Below are 20,219 nucleotides of genomic sequence, written 5' to 3' on the forward strand. Positions count from 1 at the left end.
TGACCGCATGACCCGCACCGACGCCCTGAAGGGCTTTCATCCCGCCGTCGTCAACTGGTTTCGCGCGCATTTCGAAACGCCGACCGCCGCGCAGGCGCGCGCGTGGCCGCTCATCCACGCGCGCCGTTCCACGCTCGTGGCTGCGCCAACTGGCTCGGGCAAGACGCTGACGGCCTTTCTCGCCGCGCTCGACGAATTTGTGCGCGAAGGCGTGGAAAGCGCGGCAAGCGGCAAAGTGCTGCCCGACGAGACGCGCGTGGTGTATGTGTCGCCGCTCAAGGCCTTGTCCAACGACATTCGCGTAAATCTGGAAGAGCCGCTTGCGGGCATTGCGCGCGAGCTTGGCCCCGACGCGCCGCTGATACGCGCCGCCGTGCGCACGGGCGACACGACCCAGCAGGAACGCAGCGCCATGCGAAAGCGCGCGCCGCATATTCTCGTGACGACGCCTGAATCGCTTTACGTGCTGCTTTCGTCCGATTCCGGCCGGGCGATGCTTTCGACCACGCGCACGGTGATCGTCGATGAAATCCATGCCGTGGCGGGCAGCAAGCGCGGCTCGCACCTGAGTCTGAGCCTCGAACGGCTGGATGCGTTGTGCGAGGCGCGCGGCGCGGCGCGGCCGGTGCGCGTCGGTTTGTCGGCGACGCAAAAGCCGATCGAGCTCGTCGCGAAGTTTCTCGCGGGCGTCGGAAAGCCGTGCGAGATCGTGGATGTCGGTCACGTCCGTGCCCGCGATCTCGCCCTCGAAATGCCGCCGATGCCGCTCGAAGCGATCATGTCGAACGACATGTGGGAGCGCGTCTATGACCGGCTGGCCGAGCTTTCCGGCATGCATCGCACGACGCTCGTGTTCGTCAATACGCGGCGCATGGCCGAGCGCGCGGCGCGGCATCTGACCGAGCGCCTTGGCCGGGACGCGGTCGCGGCGCATCACGGTAGCCTTGCGCGCGAGCAGCGGCTTTCCGCCGAACAGCGCCTGAAGCGCGGCGAATTGCGTGTGTTGATCGCGACGGCATCGCTGGAATTGGGTATCGATATCGGCGATGTCGATCTCGTCTGCCAACTCGGCTCGCCAGGATCGATCGGCGCATTCTTGCAGCGCGTCGGGCGCTCGGGGCATCACGTCGGCGGCGTGCCGAAAGGGCGGCTCTTTCCGACTTCGCGCGACGACCTGATCGAGTGCGCGGCCTTGCTCGATTGCGTAAGGCGTGGCGAACTCGACGCGCTTTCCATTCCGCGCGCGCCGCTCGACGTGCTCGCACAGCAGATCACGGCGGAGGTCGCCTGTCGCGAATGGGGCGAGGATGAATTGTTCGAGCTGATCGGGCGGGCGTATCCGTACGCAACGCTCGAGCGCGCCCGCTTCGACGAAGTGGTGCGCACGCTCGCCGAAGGCTATACGGGGCGGCAGGGCGTGCGCGCGTCGTATGTTCATCGGGATGCGGTGAGCCGCACGTTGCGCGGACGGCGCGGCGGCAAGCTGACGGCCGTGACTTCCGGCGGCGCGATTCCCGACAACGCCGACTTCGCCGTGCTGCTGGAGCCGCAGGGCTTGCAGATCGGCACGGTGAACGAGGACTTCGCGGTCGAGAGTCTGGCTGGAGACATCTTTCAGTTGGGTAATACGTCGTACAGGATCATGCGGATCGAAGGTGGCCGGGTGCGAGTGGAGAACGCGAATGGTCAGCCGCCGAACATTCCGTTCTGGCTTGGAGAGGCGCCGGGGCGCAGCAGTGAGCTTTCCTTCGCGATCGCGCGGTTGCGGGCGGGGGTGGATGCGCGGTTGGCGGGTGTCGGGGCCAAGGGCGCGAAGGATTTAAGCCTCGCGCATGGCGCCATTGACGCGTACGCGGCGAACGCGGCGAAGGACGCCCGCAACGCCGACAGCGCGAAAGACGCACTTAGCGACTCGCTAGCTCCCACCATCGCATGGCTCGCCGATCAAACCAAAGGCATCGGCGCCGATGCCGCGCGTCAGATCGTCGAATATCTCGCACGCGCACGCGCCGCGCTGACCGTGCTTCCAACCCAGGACACGCTCGTCATGGAGCGTTTCTTCGACGAGTCCGGCGGCATGCAACTCGTGATTCACGCGCCGTTCGGCAGCCGCGTCAATCGCGCGTGGGGTCTCGCGTTGCGCAAGCGTTTCTGCCGCACCTTCAATTTCGAACTGCAGGCGGCGGCGACGGAAGATGCCATCGTCCTGTCGCTCACGGGCAGCCACAGCTTCGCACTCGATGAAGTCTGGCGTTATCTGAAATCGGCAAGCGCGGAACATGTGCTGATCCAGGCGTTGCTCGACGCACCGCTTTTCGGCGTGCGCTGGCGCTGGAACGCGACCAACGCGCTCGCCTTGCCGCGCTATTCGGGCGGCCGCAAAGTCGCACCGCAGTTGCAGCGCATGCGAAGCGAGGACTTGCTCGCCGCCGTTTTCCCGGATCAGGTCGCGTGCGCGGAAAACATCGCGGGCGAGCGTGAGGTTCCGCGGCATCCGCTGGTCGAGCAGACTCTCGACGACTGTCTGCACGAAGCGATGGACAGCGAGACTTGGCTTGCAATTTTGCGTCGTATCGAAACGGGCGATGTGCGGCTCGTCACGCGCGAGTTGCCCGCGCCGTCGCCGCTTGCCGCCGAGATTTTGTCGGCGCGGCCGTATGCTTTTCTCGACGACGCCCCGCTCGAAGAGCGCCGCACGCAGGCTGTCTTGGCGCGCCGCTGGACCGATCCGCAATCGACCGATGATCTCGGCGCGCTCGATGCCGACGCTATCGAAAGCGTGCGCGCGGAAGCCTGGCCCGCGGTGACGAGCGCCGATGAGATGCACGAAGCGCTGACCGGTCTCGCGTGCATCGCGCATGGCGAGGCGGCGCGTTGCGACGGCTGGCCAGCGTGGCTCGACGCGCTCGCACGCGCCGGGCGTGCGACGCGCTTGCAGATTGCGGAGCACGACGCGCTGTGGATCGCCGTGGAGCGGCTTGCCTGCCTGCGCGCGGTCTATACGCATGCGCCGATGCATCCCGCACTGCAGCCGCCGCCCGGATTCGACCATGCCTGGACTGAAGACGACGCGCTCGTCGAGATCGTCCGCGCGCGGCTTTCGGGATTCGGTCCGCTGACGGTGCCGGAAATTGCGCGTCCGCTTGCGTTGCCTGCGTCGAGCGTGGCTTCGGCGTTGACGCGTCTGGAAGCCGAAGGCTATGTGATGCGTGGCCGCTTCACGCCCACGGCTAAAGACGAGGAATGGTGCGAGCGGCATCTGCTGGCGCGGATTCATCGCTACACGGTGCGGCGTTTGCGTCGCGAAATCGAACCCGTGGAGCGGCAGGATTTCATGCGTTTCCTGTTCGAATGGCAACGCGTCGCGCCGGATTCTCACGGCGAAGGCCGCGATGCGCTTCTCGGCGTGCTCGAACAGCTCGAAGGTTTCGAGGCGCCCGCCGTGGCGTGGGAGGATGACATCCTGCCGGCGCGCATCGCCGATTACTCGGGCATGTGGCTCGACGAGGCTTGCCGTGCGGGCAAGATCGTATGGACGCGTCCGGCCGGCCGTGGGCGCGCGACGGGTGGCCCGGTGCGCGGCACGCCGATCGTGCTGCTGCCGCGTCGCCATCTGGGGGCATGGAATACGCTGATGCGCCCCGACGAAGCGCCGCAGTTGTCGTCGCGCGCGCAACGCGTGTTCGAGGCCCTGAGCACGCACGGCGCGATGTTCTTCGACGAACTTCTCGCCGATGTACGGCTCCTGCGCACGGAACTCGAAGATGGGCTCGGCGAACTAGTCGCGCTGGGCCTCGTCAACGCGGACAGTTTCGCGGGCTTGCGCGCGCTTCTGGCGCCGGCCGCCAAGCGCAATGTGTTCGCGCGGCGGCAGCGGCGCGGCGGGCTTTTCATCGGCGGGATGGACGATGCGGGCCGCTGGGCGCTTTTGCGTCGAGCCAATTCCAACGATGATGCGGACATCGAGCACGTCGCGCTTGCGCTGTTGCGCCGGTATGGTGTCGTGTTCTGGCGACTGCTCGAACGCGAAGCGCAGTGGCTGCCGCCGTGGCGCGATTTGCTGCGTGTCTATCATCGGCTCGAAGCGCGTGGCGAGATTCGCGGCGGGCGCTTTGTTGCAGGCCTCGCGGGTGAGCAGTTTGCATTGCCTGATGCGGTGCCGCTGTTGCGTGACGTCCGCAGGCGGGCGAAAGAGGGCGCGCTCGTCGCGCTTGGCGCGGTCGATCCGCTGAACCTCGTGGGCACGTTGCTGCCGGGCGAGAAGGTGCCGGCGATTGCGGGCAATCGCGTGTTGTTTCTGGATGGCTTGCCGGTTGGGGCGGTCGTGGCCGGTAAGACGCGATATCTCGGCGATTTCGATGGCGATACACGCGAACGTATCAGGCTTGCGCTTGTGAAGCGGAGCGGGCGGTCGATCGGTACGCCATTGACGGGCGGAATGGGCACGATTGGGATGACGGTGCGTAGTTGACGCACCGCTCGTTGGCGTTTTGCATGCAAGATGCAGCGCGGTGGCATTTTGTATTACGACCACCGTGCCTCGCGTTGCTGCTTGCTTCAATGCATAAGCAGCACGCTAATCGTTCACCCCGCGAACATCGACGGACGTAAGCGCTATGTCCTCAAACGCTACTTCTTCGACACGATCTGGGTCGTGAATGGCCCAGGCTTTTCAGCGGGCACATCGTTCACCGGCACGCCTGGATAATCGACCACGCGATTCGCTTTCGCTTTCGGCCTGATACGAAAGAGCGGACGGGCACCGCTGCGTGCGCCGCCCGTGATCGCGGTCATTGCCTGACGGTCCAACTCGATGCTGTCCGCGAGATCCTTGATTTTGACGATGGCCATGACTGTGTCCTCCAAAAAAGTGAGAAGCCTGAAGCCGCGCCGATCCCGGTCAGATGCGGCGCGTCGAACTTACCTTGCATGCAGCATGCACATTCGACCAACGCAGAACGCATTAAGTATATGCATTTCGTCTGACGCTGCCACGCAAGGCTACTCGTGCCGCCGCGACCGTTTCATTCTGACCGGATGTGCCAAGCGGCAAGACGGCGGAGGGGTGTCACCCTTGGCCGTTTGTATGATGCATGCGTGATTCACTGAATGCACCATGCCTGATCGAGAGTGCAACGTCGTAGCCTTTCCGGTCATGTCATGCATCAGGTATGCCAGTCGAACGCCTTGGCATGAACGAATCGACGGACCCCATGTGTGACGTGCTTTACGCGGCGACGAGCCGCTTGGCCAACCGCGCGCAATAAGACGCAAAAGCCCGTACCTGACTTAACCGAACCAACACCCGAACCAAACATGTCGGTATCCGAACGACATGTGCGCGATGCCGCGCATCATCGAAAACGCCATTTGCGTAAGGCGCATGCGGAGGCTAGTATCAAGCGATTACTGGGTATTTGTTACGACAAGTGAATTGTCGGTCGATTTGGAGCCGCGTCGCGTCGCACAGATGACAAGCTTTGCGCAGGCGATTCGTACATATCGGGGCGACGGCGGGTCGCGCGACGAGTTCTTTGCCGGGGTCGATGGCGCGCTCGCCATCGAACGAACTCCGGCCAAACGGCTCATGGAGATCCTCGACGAGGAGCACGCGGCTCGGCCTCTGCCACCCGATATCTACGTTGCCATTCGACGCCGCATCGAACATGTGGCGCTCGCTCATCCCGAAACAGAGTTCGGCACCGGCTTCGCGCCCGGCCGCGACGAGACACGCATGCAGACCACGCCGGGTTTCCCGGCGCCTTTGCCGCCGCGCGCATCGGGCGACGCGAGCGCATCGACGTCCGGCCACGCCACGCAGGTGCTCACGGAAGTCGTTCAGGTCAAGGGTGTCGGCGACACGCTGAACAATCGCTTCGTGCTGGAGGAATGTCTCGGCATCGGCGGGATGGGAACGGTCTACAAAGCGCTCGACTTGCGCAAGCTGGAAGCGTCGGATCGACGGCCGTACGTGGCGATCAAGGTTCTCAATCTTCAATTTCGCGGCAACCCGAAATCGCTGATCGCACTGCAGCGCGAGGCGCGCAAGGCGCAGCAACTCGCGCATCGCAACATCGTGACCGTGTACGATTTCGATCGCGATGGCTCGATCGTCTATCTGACGATGGAATATCTTTCCGGCCAGCCGCTTTCAAGAATGCTTCGGAACCCGAATTTCAAGGGTCTGCCGTTTGCCGAAATGTTTCCGATCTTCAAGGGCATGGCGAACGCGCTCGCATACGCGCACGAGCGAGGCTTCGTCCATTGCGATTTCAAGCCGCCGAACGTTTTTCTCACCGATACGGCGGAAGTGAAGGTGATCGACTTTGGCATTTCGCGTGCAATCACGCGCCCCGAGGACGAAAGCGAGGCCACGGTCTTCGATCCCGGCAGCCTGGGCGCGCTCACGCCTGCCTATGCAAGTCCGGAGATGCTCGAGCATCGCGAGCCCGATCCGCGTGACGATATCTACGCGCTTGGCTGTATAGCGTACGAATTGCTGGCGGGGAAGCATCCGTTCGAGCGCGTTCCCGCGCTGCAGGCAAAGAGCGCCAATATGAAGCCGCAGCGGCCCGAGAATCTGGGCAACAAGCAGTGGAAGGCGCTCAAGGGCGCGCTGGCGTTCGAACGCGAGGCGCGAACGCCGAGCGTCACGCAGTTCCTGGATGAGCTTAGCGAACCGCCTGCCGCTGCGCCCGCAAGCAATAAACCGAAGCGCGAAGGCGGCCCCAGGATTGCGATCGGAGCCGTAGCAGTTGCGGCGATCATTGCTGCGGGCGCGAGCTATTACTTCTTCGAGCGGTCAAAAAACAGCGAACAAGCGCCACCCTCGAACGCGAGCGCAAGTCCGGTCGAACCAGTAAGACCGTCGATCGCCGAACCCCAAGCGAGCGCGTCGGTGGTCGCGATCACGCCTGCCGTTCCCGTCGCCGCCGCACCGCAGCTTACGATGGCCGCAGTCACGCCGGTGCTGGCGAGCGCGCCGTGTTCGGCGCTCGTGGCATCGGTTCACGGTCAGACGGTCGATGTGCAGGGTTTCATATCGGAGAAATACGGGCTCGCGCGTTTGAAGGACACGCTTGGACGCGTGCCCGGCGTGAAGACCACCAACTTCGGCGTGCAGCAAGTCGTCGACGACAAATGCGATCTGCTCAAAGTCTTCGCGCCTTACTGGACGGCGAACCGGCAGTTGGGACATCCGGCATCGGTCCATACGCGGTCGAACCAGTTGCGCCTGACCGAAGGCGATCCGCTGATCGTCGATCTGATGACGCCCGCGTTCGAGTCCTACGTCACAGTCGATTACTTCATGCTCGACGGCAGCGTGGTGCATTTGCTGCCGACCGAAAGATCCCGCGACAACCAGGCGCCTGCAAACTACGCGGCCACACTCGGCTCGATGGGCGATTGGGTCGTCGGCAAGCCGTTCGGCTCGGAGATGATCGTATTGACCGTGACGCCCGCGCCGCTCTTCGATGACATCCGCCCGGACAGTGAAGCGAAGAGCGAATATCTGCGCGCACTCGACAAGCGTCTTACGGCGCTCACCGGCAAATACGGACGCGATAAAGTCGTCGTGGACATGTTCCAGATCACGACGCAGGCGAAGAAGTGAGCGTCGCCACGTAAGCGACGGCTCACCGGACCGTTAGCTGATCTCGCGCGATCAAGCTTGTGGTTTGTTGACCGACGCCTTCAGTTCCTGCAACGCATCCTCCATGCGCTTCGTGACGAGCGCATACGCTTCGGCCTGCGTCTGCTGCGTGGTGCGGGCGATGTCCTGCATATCGGCGAGCGCATTGTGCAATGCCCGTTGCACGACTTCGTTCGCGTTGAACGGCGGTTTCGCGGCCGACGATGCCATTTGCTTGGCGATATCCTCTAGATCGCCCAGCGTGCGCCGCAAGATTTCAAGTTGCTTGTCGCGCAAGGCCTCGATGCCGCCGAACGCAACGCGATTGGTGGCCGCGAGCGCCTCGACGTCTTTGCGTCGCGATTCCATGATCGCGGTGACATCGAAACCGGGAAGCTGATACTGCTGAAACATGGCGGCAAACTGGCTGAACGGATCGCTGAATTTCTGATTCATCTTGCCTCCCAGGTCGTTCGGTGGAGCGCGTTCTCATGCATGGAGCCATTCGATCGCGCGGCAACGTGCGCCGTGTGCCACGTCTTCTCGACGCGCGGCCCGGCCCCTGATACTACCAATTTAACCGTGCTAAATGGGGCAAGGGAAAACACCAGAGCGATTGCATTCAATCGACCAACTGTCGGGATGCTTAATGCAAATCAAGGCGCGTCGCGTCGCAGCGAGCACGCAATAGAGCGACAGTTGACAGGCCGCGCGACTGGCGGCCAGGATCGGAGGCGAGGGGGCGTTACGACGGTCCGCGTGGTCTTCGTTTCGTTGGCCGGCGCGGCACGGGCATGGTGTTTCGACCGCCACGCAGTTTTCCAATTACCGCGCGATAGCGATTGCGCTTTTGCACGACAATCTTCGTCAGGCCGCTCATGCCGCTACCGAACGGCCACCCATTATCTTCGAGATGTCGTGCCTGCCCGCTTCAGAGCGCGGTCCAGTTGACCTCCTCACCAGCGAATACGCCGTGCTCCGCCTTGATCTGCGCGCGGTCGATACATTGCACATGCCAGCGTCCCTCGCTCTGTGCGCCGGATTGATCGGTGTACCAGAGCGCGCGTCCGGCGAGCCCTTCGGGCGGACCGCCCGGTACGTCGAAATCGAGTTGTTCGAGCACGCAGATCGGTTGCGGCGCATCCTGCCCGCAGATCACGGTGTCGCCCGCGCCTTTGATTAGACCGCCCCAATCGGGCACGTCCATCGATTGGTGACCTTCGCGTGACCAGCGGCTGGATTCTCTGTCGAGCCACAAAATGGCGTAGGCGGCCGATTGCGCGCCTTCGAATCCATCCAGCTTGACGGTGATACGCATGACTTCCTCCATTACATCGATTTGGCGGACGGGACGCTCGAGCGCTTATTCGCGCTGGCCATGAGCGTCTTCGATTTGAACGGTGGCGTCGCGCGCCACGCTGTAATACGTGTCTTTAGTTATTTTTGTATTCGGTATGCACTTAGACACTCGCGGGTTTAGGCGCAATGTCTGGTTCGAGCGCGATACTGGCGATCGGTTCGATAAGCCGAAAGAAATCCAAATCGGTCGGTGCTGTGATGGCTCCACGCCATGAGTGCTGCGGCGCACAACAACGCGATCAACTTGAAGCAAGTGCGATGCCGACCTCAGCTCCTGCACGAGGTGAAGCTTAGTACGCCAATCTGGCGCTTCGGAGGCATGCCGGTACTTTTGCGTTGTCGATGAATGCACTACCTCGTCAGCCCGCGCCTCAACAGCATGCCTGCGTGCCCCACACCGGACCTACACGCCGAACACGCTCATTGCACTGCAGCAACTCAGATTCGCTATGGGTATTCGGTCGACGATATGCGCGGTCCATCTATTCAGATTGATAGCGTCTTCAAGTTGGAGCGTCGATGACAACCGGCTGACGATTTTGATTCAAGGGATGTAGGCGCGAGCCATAGGCACCCGCAGGCAGTTTGATATTTCGTCCTGCTGCGCGACCGTTTCATCTTACGACAACAGTATGGGCTCACCGGAGAACGAATGCAAAATACTGTTAAGCCGCGCATGAATTTTAAATACCAAGCGGCAAGACAATGCACGCCTCAGCGCCACCACCATGGCGTGCCCGCAAAACTAGCGTTCCGCCGTGCTGCCGAGCGATGCGCTCTACGATCGCCAGACCCAATCCCGTGCCTTTTGGCTGCGCCTCGCCGCCGCCGCGCTTGAACGGCTGTTTGAGCGCTTCCGGGTCCTGACCGCCAAGCCCCTTGCCGCGATCCGCGATCACAATGCATGCAGCATGCAATCGCGTATCGGTCCAGCTACGCACTTCGAGTCCGACGACGCCATAGAGTATGGCGTTCTGCATCAGATTCATCAGTACGCGCATCATGCCGATGGGACGGAAGGCGAACGGCTCTATGGGCCCGAGCGTAAGCGCGAACTCGTGGCCAAGGCCCGCAAAATCCGCTGCCAGATTCGAGATCAATGCGTTTATGTCTCCCACGACCGGCGCTTCCTTGGCACCGCTCCCTGCATAGTCCATGAACTGCTGGAGGATGCTGTCGATCCGATCCAGATAACCTTCCGCCGATGCCGTGAAGTGAGCGTCCGCCGCACTCGCCGAGGACATTGCCATCGCAAGGCGCAGCTTCGTCATCGGGGTGCGGATGTCATGCGAAATACCAGCGAGCATCAGTGCTCGCGTGGCGTCCGCTTCGCTCAGGGCAGCGCTCATTTGGTTGAACGCGCGACTAACCTGGGCAATCTCGGTGGGGCCGTCTATCGGCAAGACGCCGGGTTCATCGCCGGCAGAGAGGCGCCGCGCGGCATCGGCGAGGTGTTCGAGCGGGCGATTCAAATGCCGCTGGATCAAATACGCGGTCGCGATTGCGAGCGCCCCAAGGCCGAGCGATAGCAGCAGGGCCGTGGCGAGGCCGTCGTCGTGCGCGGCTTCCGGCACGGGCAGGGCGACCCAGCGTGGCTCGCCGGACAGATGCGCACGTATCCAGAGGCGCTGCTGGCCATCCGCCGCCGTCGCGCCGCTTTCCCAGCGCACTAGCATGTCTGGCGGCAGATGCGCTCGCAAACTATCGATGAAAGTCTGACGCTGATACGTGCGATAGAAGCGCAAGCGCGACTCTTCGGGCGTCTCGCGCGCGTCCTCGGGCAGGGCGGCGCGCACTTCGAGATGAGCGGCGATGGAATTCGATGCTTGCGGCGGGCTTGCTTTCAGAAGGGTATCGAGCGTCTCGATGTAGGCCGCGAATGTGGTCGCCGCCCGTTCGATGCGCGGCGTCTGAATGAAATGGAGCAGCACGGCGAGCGCGCATACCTGACTCACCGCCACCAGCGCCACGAGCAAAAGAATATTGCGTGCAAAAAGGGACCGCGGCGCGAGGCTCACGTTTCCACGTCCGCAAGCAACATATAGCCGACGCCCCATACCGTCTTGATGAAACGCGGCTTGCCCGGATCTTCCTCGATGAGCTGGCGCAAACGCAGCACCTGGACATCGATGCTGCGATCGAGTGCATCGTGATCGCGTCCGCGCGTGCGGGCGATGAGGTTGTCACGACTCACGGCACGGTTCGGTGACGATCCTAGTGCATGCAATAACTGCATCTGCGCGGAATGCATTTCGAATGCATTACCGCTGCGCGTAATCTGCTGCTTGCCGAGATCGAGCCGAAACTCGCCGAAACGCAGCACTTGCGAGGTGAGCGTGGGATCGCCCGCTGCAATCTTCTGACGGCGCAGCAGCGCTCGCACGCGCGCCACCAGTTCCTGCGGCAGGAAGGGCTTGGCGAGATAGTCGTCGGCGCCTGTCTCCAGGCCGACGACCTTGTCCACCGGATCGCCCTTGGCCGTCAGCATGAGAATGGGCAGCGTGTGTCCTTCGGTGCGCAGACGCCGGCATATCGAAAGGCCGTCTTCCGGCTCCATCATCCAGTCGAGCACGAGCAGGTCGTATGGTTCGCGTTGCAGATAGCGGTCGAGCCGCTTGCCGTTTTCCACGACCCGCACCTCGAAGCCTTGCGATGTGAGGAAACGTTGCAGCATGTTGCGCAGTTCGGCTTCGTCGTCGAGCACGATGATTTTCGGAAGTGCTTCCATCGGCCATCTCCGTTAGCGTTGCGCGGCATGCTGATGCATGAAGGCTTCGATCTGCGGAAGCGTCACGTAGCCGGCTTTTTGCGTGTCGATTTCGTCGAAATGTCGAGCCACCATCGGCATGCTGGACGATGCTTGCGCGCGCGTGAGCTTGCCGTCGTGCGTGGTGTTGGCGCTTGCGAAGCGCGTCTGCAGACCGTGCATGACCTGCTCGATATGCGGACTTGCGCCCATTGGCTGCGTGGCGGTTTGTGCGAAGACCGCCGTGGCGATTGTGAAGCCGAGAATGCCGGCCACGCACGCTCGTGGAATCTTTTGCATGTCGGTTCTCCGTAAATTCGATGCAGCCAGACAGTGACGACATTTTTATTGAGCCGCGTAGCGAAGGCAATCTCGGGGAAACGACGAATCATGTCGCCATGTGTCATGCATCGCCCGGCAAGTCTTTCTCGACATCCAGTGAAACATGTTTGCGCTCACGTTTTTCGCGGTCGTTCGATATCGTTCTGCTGTCCGGCATTGCTGGTCGCCGCCTTCCTCTCAAGACTCAAGGACATCGCCATGAAAGTTCGTCTGCTCAGTATCTCCGCTCTTGCCGCCCTTGCCCTCACTTGCGCAGGGAGCGCATGGGCAGGAACTTCAGTCGTCGTTTCGTATGCTGCGCCCGCGGTGATTTACGCGCCACCGCCGCGCCCGGTTTATTACTACGCGCCTCCGCCTGCTCCGACTTATTACGTGCCAGGGCATGCGGTGGTTGTGACGCCCGTCGCAGTGCCGCCGCCGCGTACGGTCGTAGTGGCGGCGCCCGCGCCGACCTATGTCGTGACGCCGGCCGCGCGCGTGGTCTATGCGCCGCCGGTTTATCGCCCGCCTGTCGTCATCGTTCGATAGGCGCATTGGATTTTGAATGCCAATGGGCGGTTGCACTTCGTCTGTGCCAAGTGCTTTGGTGGCGTTTGGTTCCCTTGAGCCGCTCGTGCGCCGCGTCAATTTGCATTCTGCATTTGGTCGATTGAATGCAGCATACGCATTGAACCGACCGTTTGAAGGTCACGGGCAAATTCACTGCGCGCGGTTATGCACCGGCACTGATTAGCCGCACTAGACGTTTTTTGCAGTCTCGCACTGTGTGACACACAATTCGCAAATTCCAAGCGAGAGCGCCATATGCGATTTTGCATGCCATATGCGGCGTCGCGGCATACAAAAGGCAACGTCACATCGACAGCTAGCAAATACCGCCTTCTATACTGTATGTAAGCGTCAGGGCGTCTACTGGCGGAGGCGGCTATCGGATTTTTTTGCCGTTGTCTTGGCATTCTCGAGGTCGGGGCGAATACGCGACCTATCGTGAACTGACGGCATTTTGCCGGAAACAAATGACCTCGAAGGAGCGCTCACTATGAACACGCGGCTCACCGCGGCAAGGCGTGTGATTGCCGGGGCGCTGGCACGCAATTGGCTCGGTAAGGGGTGTCGCCATCTGCGAATGCGACAGTTACCAATCGATCAGGCAAAAAACGCAAGACCGGGCCCACCTGTTTCGCGCGATTGATGGCCGGCGATTACCGACTGGTGTTTCGGCAAGCCGCTCGCAGGCCCAGAAGCGACAATCGCTCCACTGTCGGAGTCAGAAAAAGCACGAACGTGAGATCGATTGGGTCCATAAGAATAAGGGTTTGCGCGGCTTGCAACGGTTCGTACGATCCAGCAACATATTAAACGTACTAGTTAGTTAAAATTAACCGAACCGCCGGCGACTAGATCGGCGCCTCACAGGAGCACGAACGTGACGCAATCGCCTACAACTGATCCTTGCATCATCTCGGTCGCCATCACGGGCTCGGTACCGAAGAAAAAAGATAATCCCGCTGTGCCAACCACGATTCCCGAGCAGATCGAAAGCACGCACGAAGCCTATGAAGCCGGTGCGACGCTGGTTCATCTGCACGTACGCGATGAAGACGAGAAATCGAGCTCGGATCGTCACCGCTTCGAAGAATTGCAGGACGGCATCCGCAAACACTGTCCGGACATCATCATTCAGTTTTCGACAGGTGGACGCGGCCGATCTTTCGAGCAGCGTGGGGCGATGCTCGATCTGAAACCCGACATGGCTTCGTTGGCGACGGGTTCGGTGAATTTCCCGACCATCGTGTACGAAAATCCGCCAGACTTCGTGCGTTCGCTCGCGCAAACCATGCTCGACCACGACGTAAAGCCCGAGATCGAGATCTTCGATCTGGCGATGCTCTACAGCACTTATGACCTCGTCAACCAAGGTTTGCTCAAGTCGCCGGTTCACGTGCAGTTCGTACTTGGTGTAAAGAATGCATTACCGGCGCGTCGCGAAATCCTCGAGTTCGAAGTGGAGCAGTTGGGCAAACTCTTGCCCGACGCGACATGGACGGCTGCGGGAATCGGCCGGCATCAACTCGAAGTGAATCACTGGACGCTGGAACTCGGCGGCCACTGCCGCACGGGTCTGGAGGACAACGTGCGTTGGGACAAAGACACGCTCGCCAAGAGCAATGCGCAACTGGTGAGTCGCGTGGCGTCGCTGTGCGCGGAGTATGGCCGGCCGGTGGCGAGCGCGAAGGAGGCGCGGCAGTTGTTGTCTCTTTAAAGTTTCAATTGCTTGAAAAGGCGCGTCGACGAGAAATCGCGACGCGCTTTTTTTGTCTCGCTTATTCATCGAAAGTTGATAGGCGATGTTGTCGCTTATGTGTGACGCATGCGCATGCAGCATCGGTTACCGCGTGTCTTCGCATACTGGTAACGCTTTCCAATACGCAAGTTCTGTTTAATTTCCTGCTGACTCATCTTTTAACTGCCTAATGGCAATTGAATGGCCATATCGCCAGCTAGATCTTCTTCGTATTTATACATCGCTGATTTTCGGCAAATACATCGTTCGGCACGTTCAGATATTCGATGCATTTTTAAGACTTTCTGAATGGAAAAAACGCTTCGATAAGACAAAAATCCAAGCGTGGATAGAGACTTCTTGCCGCGCGATTGAGGAATGTCAGAGGCTCCATGTCCTGGCGACACTCTGACATGCGTGATTAGGTTTTGGAAACCTAAATAATCGAAGCTCTGACGATTATTGCTTCTTCATGTTTATCCGATGGCCCCGAGCCAAGCGGTCTATGTCGCGTTTGGTCAAGCGCCGTGTTGCTCATTACGAGCACATCAGTCCGTGTCGGAAATCACGAAGAAAAAGAATTTCAACTTGAACTCGAAGAAGGTTTTGATGAATAAGACGTATCGCGTGGTTTGGAGTCAGGCATCGGAAAGCTGGGTTGCCGCAGCGGAAAATGCGCGGACCAAAAGCAAGCGTGGCCGAACAAACGCAGCAGTGTTGGCGGTGTTCGCACTCGCTGCGGGCAGCGCGCAGGCGGGGAGTGGGTATTCCGTCGGTGTGTTATCGGACGGATACACGCCGGCCAGTTGCCTGAGTGACCAAGGCGCAGGGAACGTCGTGCAAACGTCTTCCGTGGCTTGTGATGGCACCAATCACCCTGGAGCGGGTCTGGTTGCCTATTCAGCAAGCGGGGGAATGGGCGCTTACGCCGTCGCTGTCGATTCCAATACACTTGTAATGGGAGCCGGGGGCGGGACCCTCATGACAATGACTCCCGGCAATATCTCGGTCACTGCATCGACCTTCTCGATCAGTACCGGTACCACGTTCGACATGGGCAACAACAAAATTCAGAACATGGCGCCGGGGGGACTGACAGCAGGAAGTCATGATGGCGTGACCGGTGCTCAGTTATATCTGGCTCTTTCGACGACCGCGTCTAGTTTGGGCGGCGGCGCGTCCGTGAGCGGCGCAAGTATCTCTCCACCGTCTTATCCTGTAGCCGGAACGACCTATCATGACGTAGGCGGAGCGATCAACGGGCTGAACACGCAGGTCGGCTCTTTATCGACGACAGTCAGTTCGGTGTCGACAACGGTTGCTTCCCTTTCCACCACCGTAGATTCGGTTTCCACTGGTCTCAATTCGTTATCCACGACGGTTTCGACGACGGCCACTTCCTTGTCGACGAGCGTGGACTCGTTATCGACGTCGACTTCAAGTACTTTGAACTCGCTGTCTACCTCTTCATCGACGGCGGTGACTTCACTGTCCACGACCGTCGATTCGGTATCCACGAGCGTGACTTCCCTATCCACGGGTGTCGACTCGCTCTCGACCTCGGTTTCCACGGGGATGAACTCGCTGTCGACCGGGTTGACCTCGGTGTCGACTACCGTCGACTCACTGTCGACAAACGTCGGTTCGCTGTCCACCGGTCTCAACACGTTGTCAAGTTCGACATCGACTGCCGTAGGATCGCTGTCGACGGGTCTCGCGAACTCGGTTCAGTACGACAACGCAAGCCATGACTCCGTCACGCTGGGCGGTGTCGCCGCGCCTTCCGAAGTAAAGCTGACCAACGTCGCCAAAGGCGATGTAACAAACTCAAGCACGGACGCCATCAACGGTAGTCAGTTGTATTCGCTTTCGACGTCTGCTTCAACGGGCCTCGACTCGCTCTCGACCTCGGCTTCGTCGAGCGTAGCCTCCTTGTCGACCTCCGTTTCGACCACGACTACCTCGTTATCGACAAGTATCGATTCCTTGTCGACGTCTGCTTCGACCACTGTAGGCTCGCTGTCCACCTCGGCGTCGACCGCGGTAACCTCACTGTCTACAACTGTCGATTCAGTGTCGACGAGCGTGAACTCCCTGTCTACGGGCGTCGACTCTCTTTCGACTTCGGTTTCCACGGGCGTGACCTCGCTGTCAACCGGGTTGACTTCAGTGTCGAGCACGGTCAACTCGCTGTCGACTAACGTCGGTTCACTGTCCACGAGTGTGGACACGCTGTCCATCTCGACTTCGACCGCTGTCGGATCGCTGTCGACGGGTCTCGCGAACTCGGTTCAATACGACAACGCAAGCCATGACTCGGTCACGCTGGGTGGTGTCGGCGCCTCTGAAGTGAAGCTGACCAACGTAGCCAAGGGCGATGTAACAGAGTCGAGCACGGACGCCATCAACGGCAGCCAACTGTACTCGCTTTCGACGTCGGCTTCGACCGGCCTTAACTCGCTTTCGACCTCCGCTTCGACGAGCGTCGCTTCGCTTTCGACGAGCATCGATTCCGTGTCGACAAGTGTTGGATCATTGTCCACAACTGTCGATTCCGTGTCGACTGGCGTCAATTCGCTGTCCACGAGCTTCGACACGCTGTCGGCTTCGGTATCGACCACCACGGGCTCCATTTCGACCAGCGTCGAATCGCTTTCGGCTTCCACTTCGACCTCTGTCAATTCGCTGTCCACCAGCGTCGATACGCTGTCGACATCCACTTCGACCGCAGTCAACTCGCTTTCAACGGCAACCGCGACCAGCGTTAGTTCCCTGTCCACGAGCGTCGATTCGCTTTCGACGTCGGCCTCGACGAGCGTTGCTTCAGTGTCCACGAGCGTCGGCTCGCTTTCGACCTCGGTGGATTCGATTTCGACAAGCGTAAGCACACTGTCCACAGCTGTCGATTCAGTGTCGACGAGTGTCAGCACGCTGTCCACGTCCGTGGATTCGCTTTCGACGTCGACATCGACGAGCGTTGCCTCGCTCTCGACGGGCGTGGACACGCTCTCGACCTCCACCTCTACGGCAGTCGCCTCGCTTTCGACCGGCGTCGATACGCTTTCCACTTCGATGTCCACGACGGTCGGGTCGCTTTCAACAGGTATCGACACACTGTCGGGATCGACGTCGACATCGGTGGCGTCGCTTTCCACCGGTCTCGCGAACGCCGTTCAGTATGACAACGCGGCCCACGACTCGGTCACGTTAGGCAACGCCGGCACGCCCGTGAAGCTTCACAACGTTGAGGACGGCGTGGTAGCAGCAGACAGCAAGGACGCGGTCAACGGTGGTCAGTTGTACAACTTGTCGTCATCCGTGTCGACGGGCATGACCTCGCTTTCGACCAACATCGACGGCATTTCGACCAGCGTCACGTCGCTGTCGACGAGCGTCGATTCAATCTCGACGGGCATGACCTCGCTCTCGACCGGCGTCGCCAACTCGGTTCAATACGACGACGCTAACCACACATCGGTTCGCTTGGGCGACACCGGCGCCGCCCCGGTCAAGCTGACGAACGTTGCCGATGGCGAAGTGGCTGCGGGCAGCAATGAAGCGGTGAACGGCGGGCAGTTGTTTACGCTCTCGACATCGGTGTCGACGAGCATGACGTCGCTTTCGACCGGCATTGCCAACGCGGTCCAATATGACGACGGCGACCACAAGACGGTCACGCTGGGCAATGTGGGTACGCCAGTCAAAATCAAGAACGTGGACGCAGGTGAAGTGAGCGCGGACAGCCTTGAAGCGGTGAATGGCAGCCAACTCTACAAAACTGCATCGAGCACGGCCGACGCCCTCGGCGGCGGTTCGACGGTAAACCAGGACGGCACCATCACTAAGCCGACGTACACGTTCCAGGACGGTAATAGCTTCAACAACGTTGGCGACGCCCTTACCAATCTCGACGGCCGCGTCACGCAGAACACGACCGACATCTCGACGATCAACGAGACGCTCAACAACATCAACACGGGCGGCGGCATCAAGTACTTCCACGCCAATTCGGTGCTGGAGGACTCCCAGGCCACGGGTGCGGAATCAGTGGCGATCGGCGGCAATGCTCAGGCTATCGCGAACAACTCGGTGGCGCTCGGCTCGAACTCGCTGGCGGATCGTGCAAACACCGTGTCGGTCGGATCGAAGGGCGCGGAACGTCAGATCACCAACGTGGCAGCCGGTACGCAGGATACCGATGCCGTCAACGTCTCGCAGTTGAAGGGCGCCGGTCTCATCAATGGAGACGGCACGACTAATACTTCCGTGACCTATGACCACAACGCGGACGGGTCGACCAACTACTCGAGCATCACGCTTGGCAATAACGTCGCAGGCGGCACGACAATTCACAACGTTGCTGCGGGCGTTGCGAGCGACGACGCGGTCAACGTCGACCAGATGAATGCCGCAATCGATCGCGTGACGAACATCGCCATGAGCGGTGGCAACCCAATGTTCGCCGCGCAAGGCGATGTCAACACTGAAGTCGCTAGCGCGACAGGCGTGCATTCCGTTGCCATGGGCGCGAACGCCAGCGCCACTGCGGACAATTCCGTCGCGCTCGGGGCTAACTCGGTGGCGGATCGAGTCAATACGGTTTCGGTCGGGTCTGCGGGTAACGAACGTCAGATCACGAACGTCGCGGCGGGCACGCAGAGTACCGATGCGGTCAATGTGAGTCAGTTGAATCTCGCTTCCACACAGGCGCAGAACTATACCGACTCGCGTATCGCGGGCGTGCAAGGCCAGATCAACAACATGGCGAAAGCGGCTTATGGCGGTATCGCGGCCGCGATGGCTTCCGCCGGACTGCCGCAGCCTACCGCTCCGGGCAAGACCATGGTCGCGTTGGCCGGCGCACGTTACGCCGGGGCCTCCGGCGCGGCACTCGGCATCTCTCATGTTACGCAAGACGAGAGTTGGGTAATCAAGGCTTCCGGCAATACAAGCAGTTCCGGAAATGCCGGCTTCACCATCGGAGCGGGGCATCAGTGGTAATGCCCAGTGCGTAAAGTGAAGTGAAGTGAAATGAAGAAGGCCGACGCAGCATGGCGTGCGTCGGCCTTCACGCGTTATCGCGACAACGCAAAAATTTGCCTTACAATCGTTCCCTACTCTGACAAGCACGTCCAGCGTACACATGAACGAGCGTAAATCGCATGGTCTCGCCGACCGAATCTACAGCGATATCCTCAACAGCATCATGGAAGGCGAGTTCAAGGAAGGCGATCGTCTTCTGACAGAACACGCCCTTGCCGAACGCTTTGCGACCTCGCGCCCGACCGTGCGCGAGGCGTTGGCGCGACTACGCGCGGACGGCATCATCGTCACGCGGCGCGGATCGGGCACTACTGTCGGTCGTCGTCCAGACCCGGATGTGCGGCGCTTCGCTCCGTTAGAAACGCTGTCAGACATTCGCCGATGCTACGAATTTCGCGTAGTCACGGAAGCAGGCGCAGCCGAGCTTGCCGCGCTTAAGGCGGATGACGACGACATCCGCGCCATCGAAGCCGCCTGGGAACAGCTCGAACGCGTGGTGGAGGCGCAAGAAGGCATTGGCGCGAAAGACGACTTCGCGTTCCATCTTGCGGTCGCAAAGGCATCGAAGAATCAGTTCTTCATCACGGTGCTCTCGTTTATCGAGGAGCAGATCGTTTTCAGCATGAACCTGTCGCGAAACCTGTCGCTCGTGAAAACAGTCGAGCGGCAGCGTCTCGTCCAGCGCGAGCATCGTGATGTGCTCGATGCCATTCGTGCTCGCGATTCGTCACGAGCCGGCGAAGCTATGAAGTCGCATCTCGAAAATGCGCTGAATCGGATGTTTGGCAGTTAGGCGTAGATGTCATACGACC

General features: G+C 60.6%; 13 protein-coding genes and 1 pseudogene. 7 read left to right on the forward strand and 7 right to left on the reverse strand.

The genetic code is table 11. The features are described from left to right. The first annotated feature begins 7 nt into the window (after positions 1-7). A complete protein-coding gene (locus tag NCT03_RS17645) occupies positions 8-4,471 on the forward strand; it encodes an Lhr family helicase (protein WP_250493294.1) in 4,464 nt (1,487 codons plus the stop codon). Between the two features lie 158 nt (positions 4,472-4,629). Here NCT03_RS17645 and NCT03_RS17650 read toward each other — a convergent pair whose 3' ends face one another. Then, positions 4,630-4,851, reverse strand: coding sequence for a hypothetical protein (locus NCT03_RS17650; RefSeq protein ID WP_250493295.1), 222 nt, complete (start codon positions 4,849-4,851; stop codon positions 4,630-4,632). Between the two features lie 619 nt (positions 4,852-5,470). On the opposite strand from NCT03_RS17650, the gene NCT03_RS17655 reads away from it, so the two are divergent. After that, the gene (locus tag NCT03_RS17655; RefSeq protein ID WP_250493296.1) at positions 5,471-7,615 is read left to right on the forward strand and encodes a serine/threonine protein kinase; all 2,145 of its coding nucleotides are present in this window, start codon (positions 5,471-5,473) and stop codon (positions 7,613-7,615) included. Between the two features lie 51 nt (positions 7,616-7,666). On the opposite strand, the gene phaP is transcribed toward NCT03_RS17655, so the two are convergent. The 5 genes from phaP to NCT03_RS17680 form a co-directional block, all read right to left on the reverse strand. Next, the gene (gene phaP, locus NCT03_RS17660) at positions 7,667-8,089 is read right to left on the reverse strand and encodes a phasin family protein (RefSeq protein ID WP_244828337.1); all 423 of its coding nucleotides are present in this window, start codon (positions 8,087-8,089) and stop codon (positions 7,667-7,669) included. Positions 8,090-8,564: 475 nt separating this feature from the next. Next, positions 8,565-8,951, reverse strand: coding sequence for a DUF3564 family protein (locus NCT03_RS17665; protein WP_250493297.1), 387 nt, complete (start codon positions 8,949-8,951; stop codon positions 8,565-8,567). A 724-nt stretch (positions 8,952-9,675) separates the two neighbouring features. Beyond that, the gene (locus NCT03_RS17670; protein ID WP_250493298.1) at positions 9,676-11,010 is read right to left on the reverse strand and encodes an ATP-binding protein; all 1,335 of its coding nucleotides are present in this window, start codon (positions 11,008-11,010) and stop codon (positions 9,676-9,678) included. Beyond that, a complete protein-coding gene (locus NCT03_RS17675) occupies positions 11,007-11,720 on the reverse strand; it encodes a response regulator (protein WP_250466845.1) in 714 nt (237 codons plus the stop codon). The genes NCT03_RS17670 and NCT03_RS17675 overlap by 4 nt, the downstream gene beginning before the upstream one ends. A gap of 12 nt (positions 11,721-11,732) precedes the next feature. Beyond that, positions 11,733-12,038, reverse strand: a complete 306-nt coding sequence (locus tag NCT03_RS17680) for an EF-hand domain-containing protein (protein ID WP_244828329.1) — start codon at positions 12,036-12,038, stop codon at positions 11,733-11,735. Between the two features lie 240 nt (positions 12,039-12,278). Here NCT03_RS17680 and NCT03_RS17685 point away from each other — a divergent pair, with 240 nt between their 5' ends. The 3 genes and pseudogenes from NCT03_RS17685 to NCT03_RS34140 all read left to right on the forward strand — a co-directional run. Continuing rightward, the gene (locus NCT03_RS17685; protein ID WP_250493299.1) at positions 12,279-12,608 is read left to right on the forward strand and encodes a hypothetical protein; all 330 of its coding nucleotides are present in this window, start codon (positions 12,279-12,281) and stop codon (positions 12,606-12,608) included. 898 nt (positions 12,609-13,506) lie between these two features. After that, complete coding sequence (locus NCT03_RS17690) at positions 13,507-14,343, forward strand: 3-oxoadipate:acetyl-CoA acetyltransferase (protein ID WP_250493300.1); 837 nt, start codon at positions 13,507-13,509, stop codon at positions 14,341-14,343. A gap of 630 nt (positions 14,344-14,973) precedes the next feature. Continuing rightward, positions 14,974-15,546: pseudogene (locus tag NCT03_RS34140) on the forward strand (ESPR domain-containing protein); the annotation flags it as partial. 53 nt (positions 15,547-15,599) lie between these two features. Here NCT03_RS34140 and NCT03_RS17695 read toward each other — a convergent pair. Continuing rightward, positions 15,600-16,019 carry a hypothetical protein gene (locus NCT03_RS17695; protein WP_250493301.1) on the reverse strand — a complete coding sequence of 140 codons (420 nt, stop codon included), beginning with the start codon at positions 16,017-16,019 and terminating at the stop codon, positions 15,600-15,602. Here NCT03_RS17695 and NCT03_RS34400 point away from each other — a divergent pair. Both NCT03_RS34400 and NCT03_RS17715 read left to right on the forward strand, forming a co-directional pair. Further along, positions 15,940-19,365: a YadA-like family protein gene (locus NCT03_RS34400; RefSeq protein ID WP_502800386.1), complete on the forward strand. Its 3,426-nt coding sequence runs from the start codon at positions 15,940-15,942 to the stop codon at positions 19,363-19,365. The genes NCT03_RS17695 and NCT03_RS34400 overlap by 80 nt on opposite strands. A 142-nt stretch (positions 19,366-19,507) precedes the next feature. Continuing rightward, positions 19,508-20,200, forward strand: a complete 693-nt coding sequence (locus NCT03_RS17715) for a FadR/GntR family transcriptional regulator (RefSeq protein ID WP_250466855.1) — start codon at positions 19,508-19,510, stop codon at positions 20,198-20,200. Positions 20,201-20,219: the final 19 nt, after the last annotated feature.

It is taken from the genome of Caballeronia sp. GAWG1-1, assembly GCF_023631465.1.
Taxonomy (GTDB): domain Bacteria; phylum Pseudomonadota; class Gammaproteobacteria; order Burkholderiales; family Burkholderiaceae; genus Caballeronia.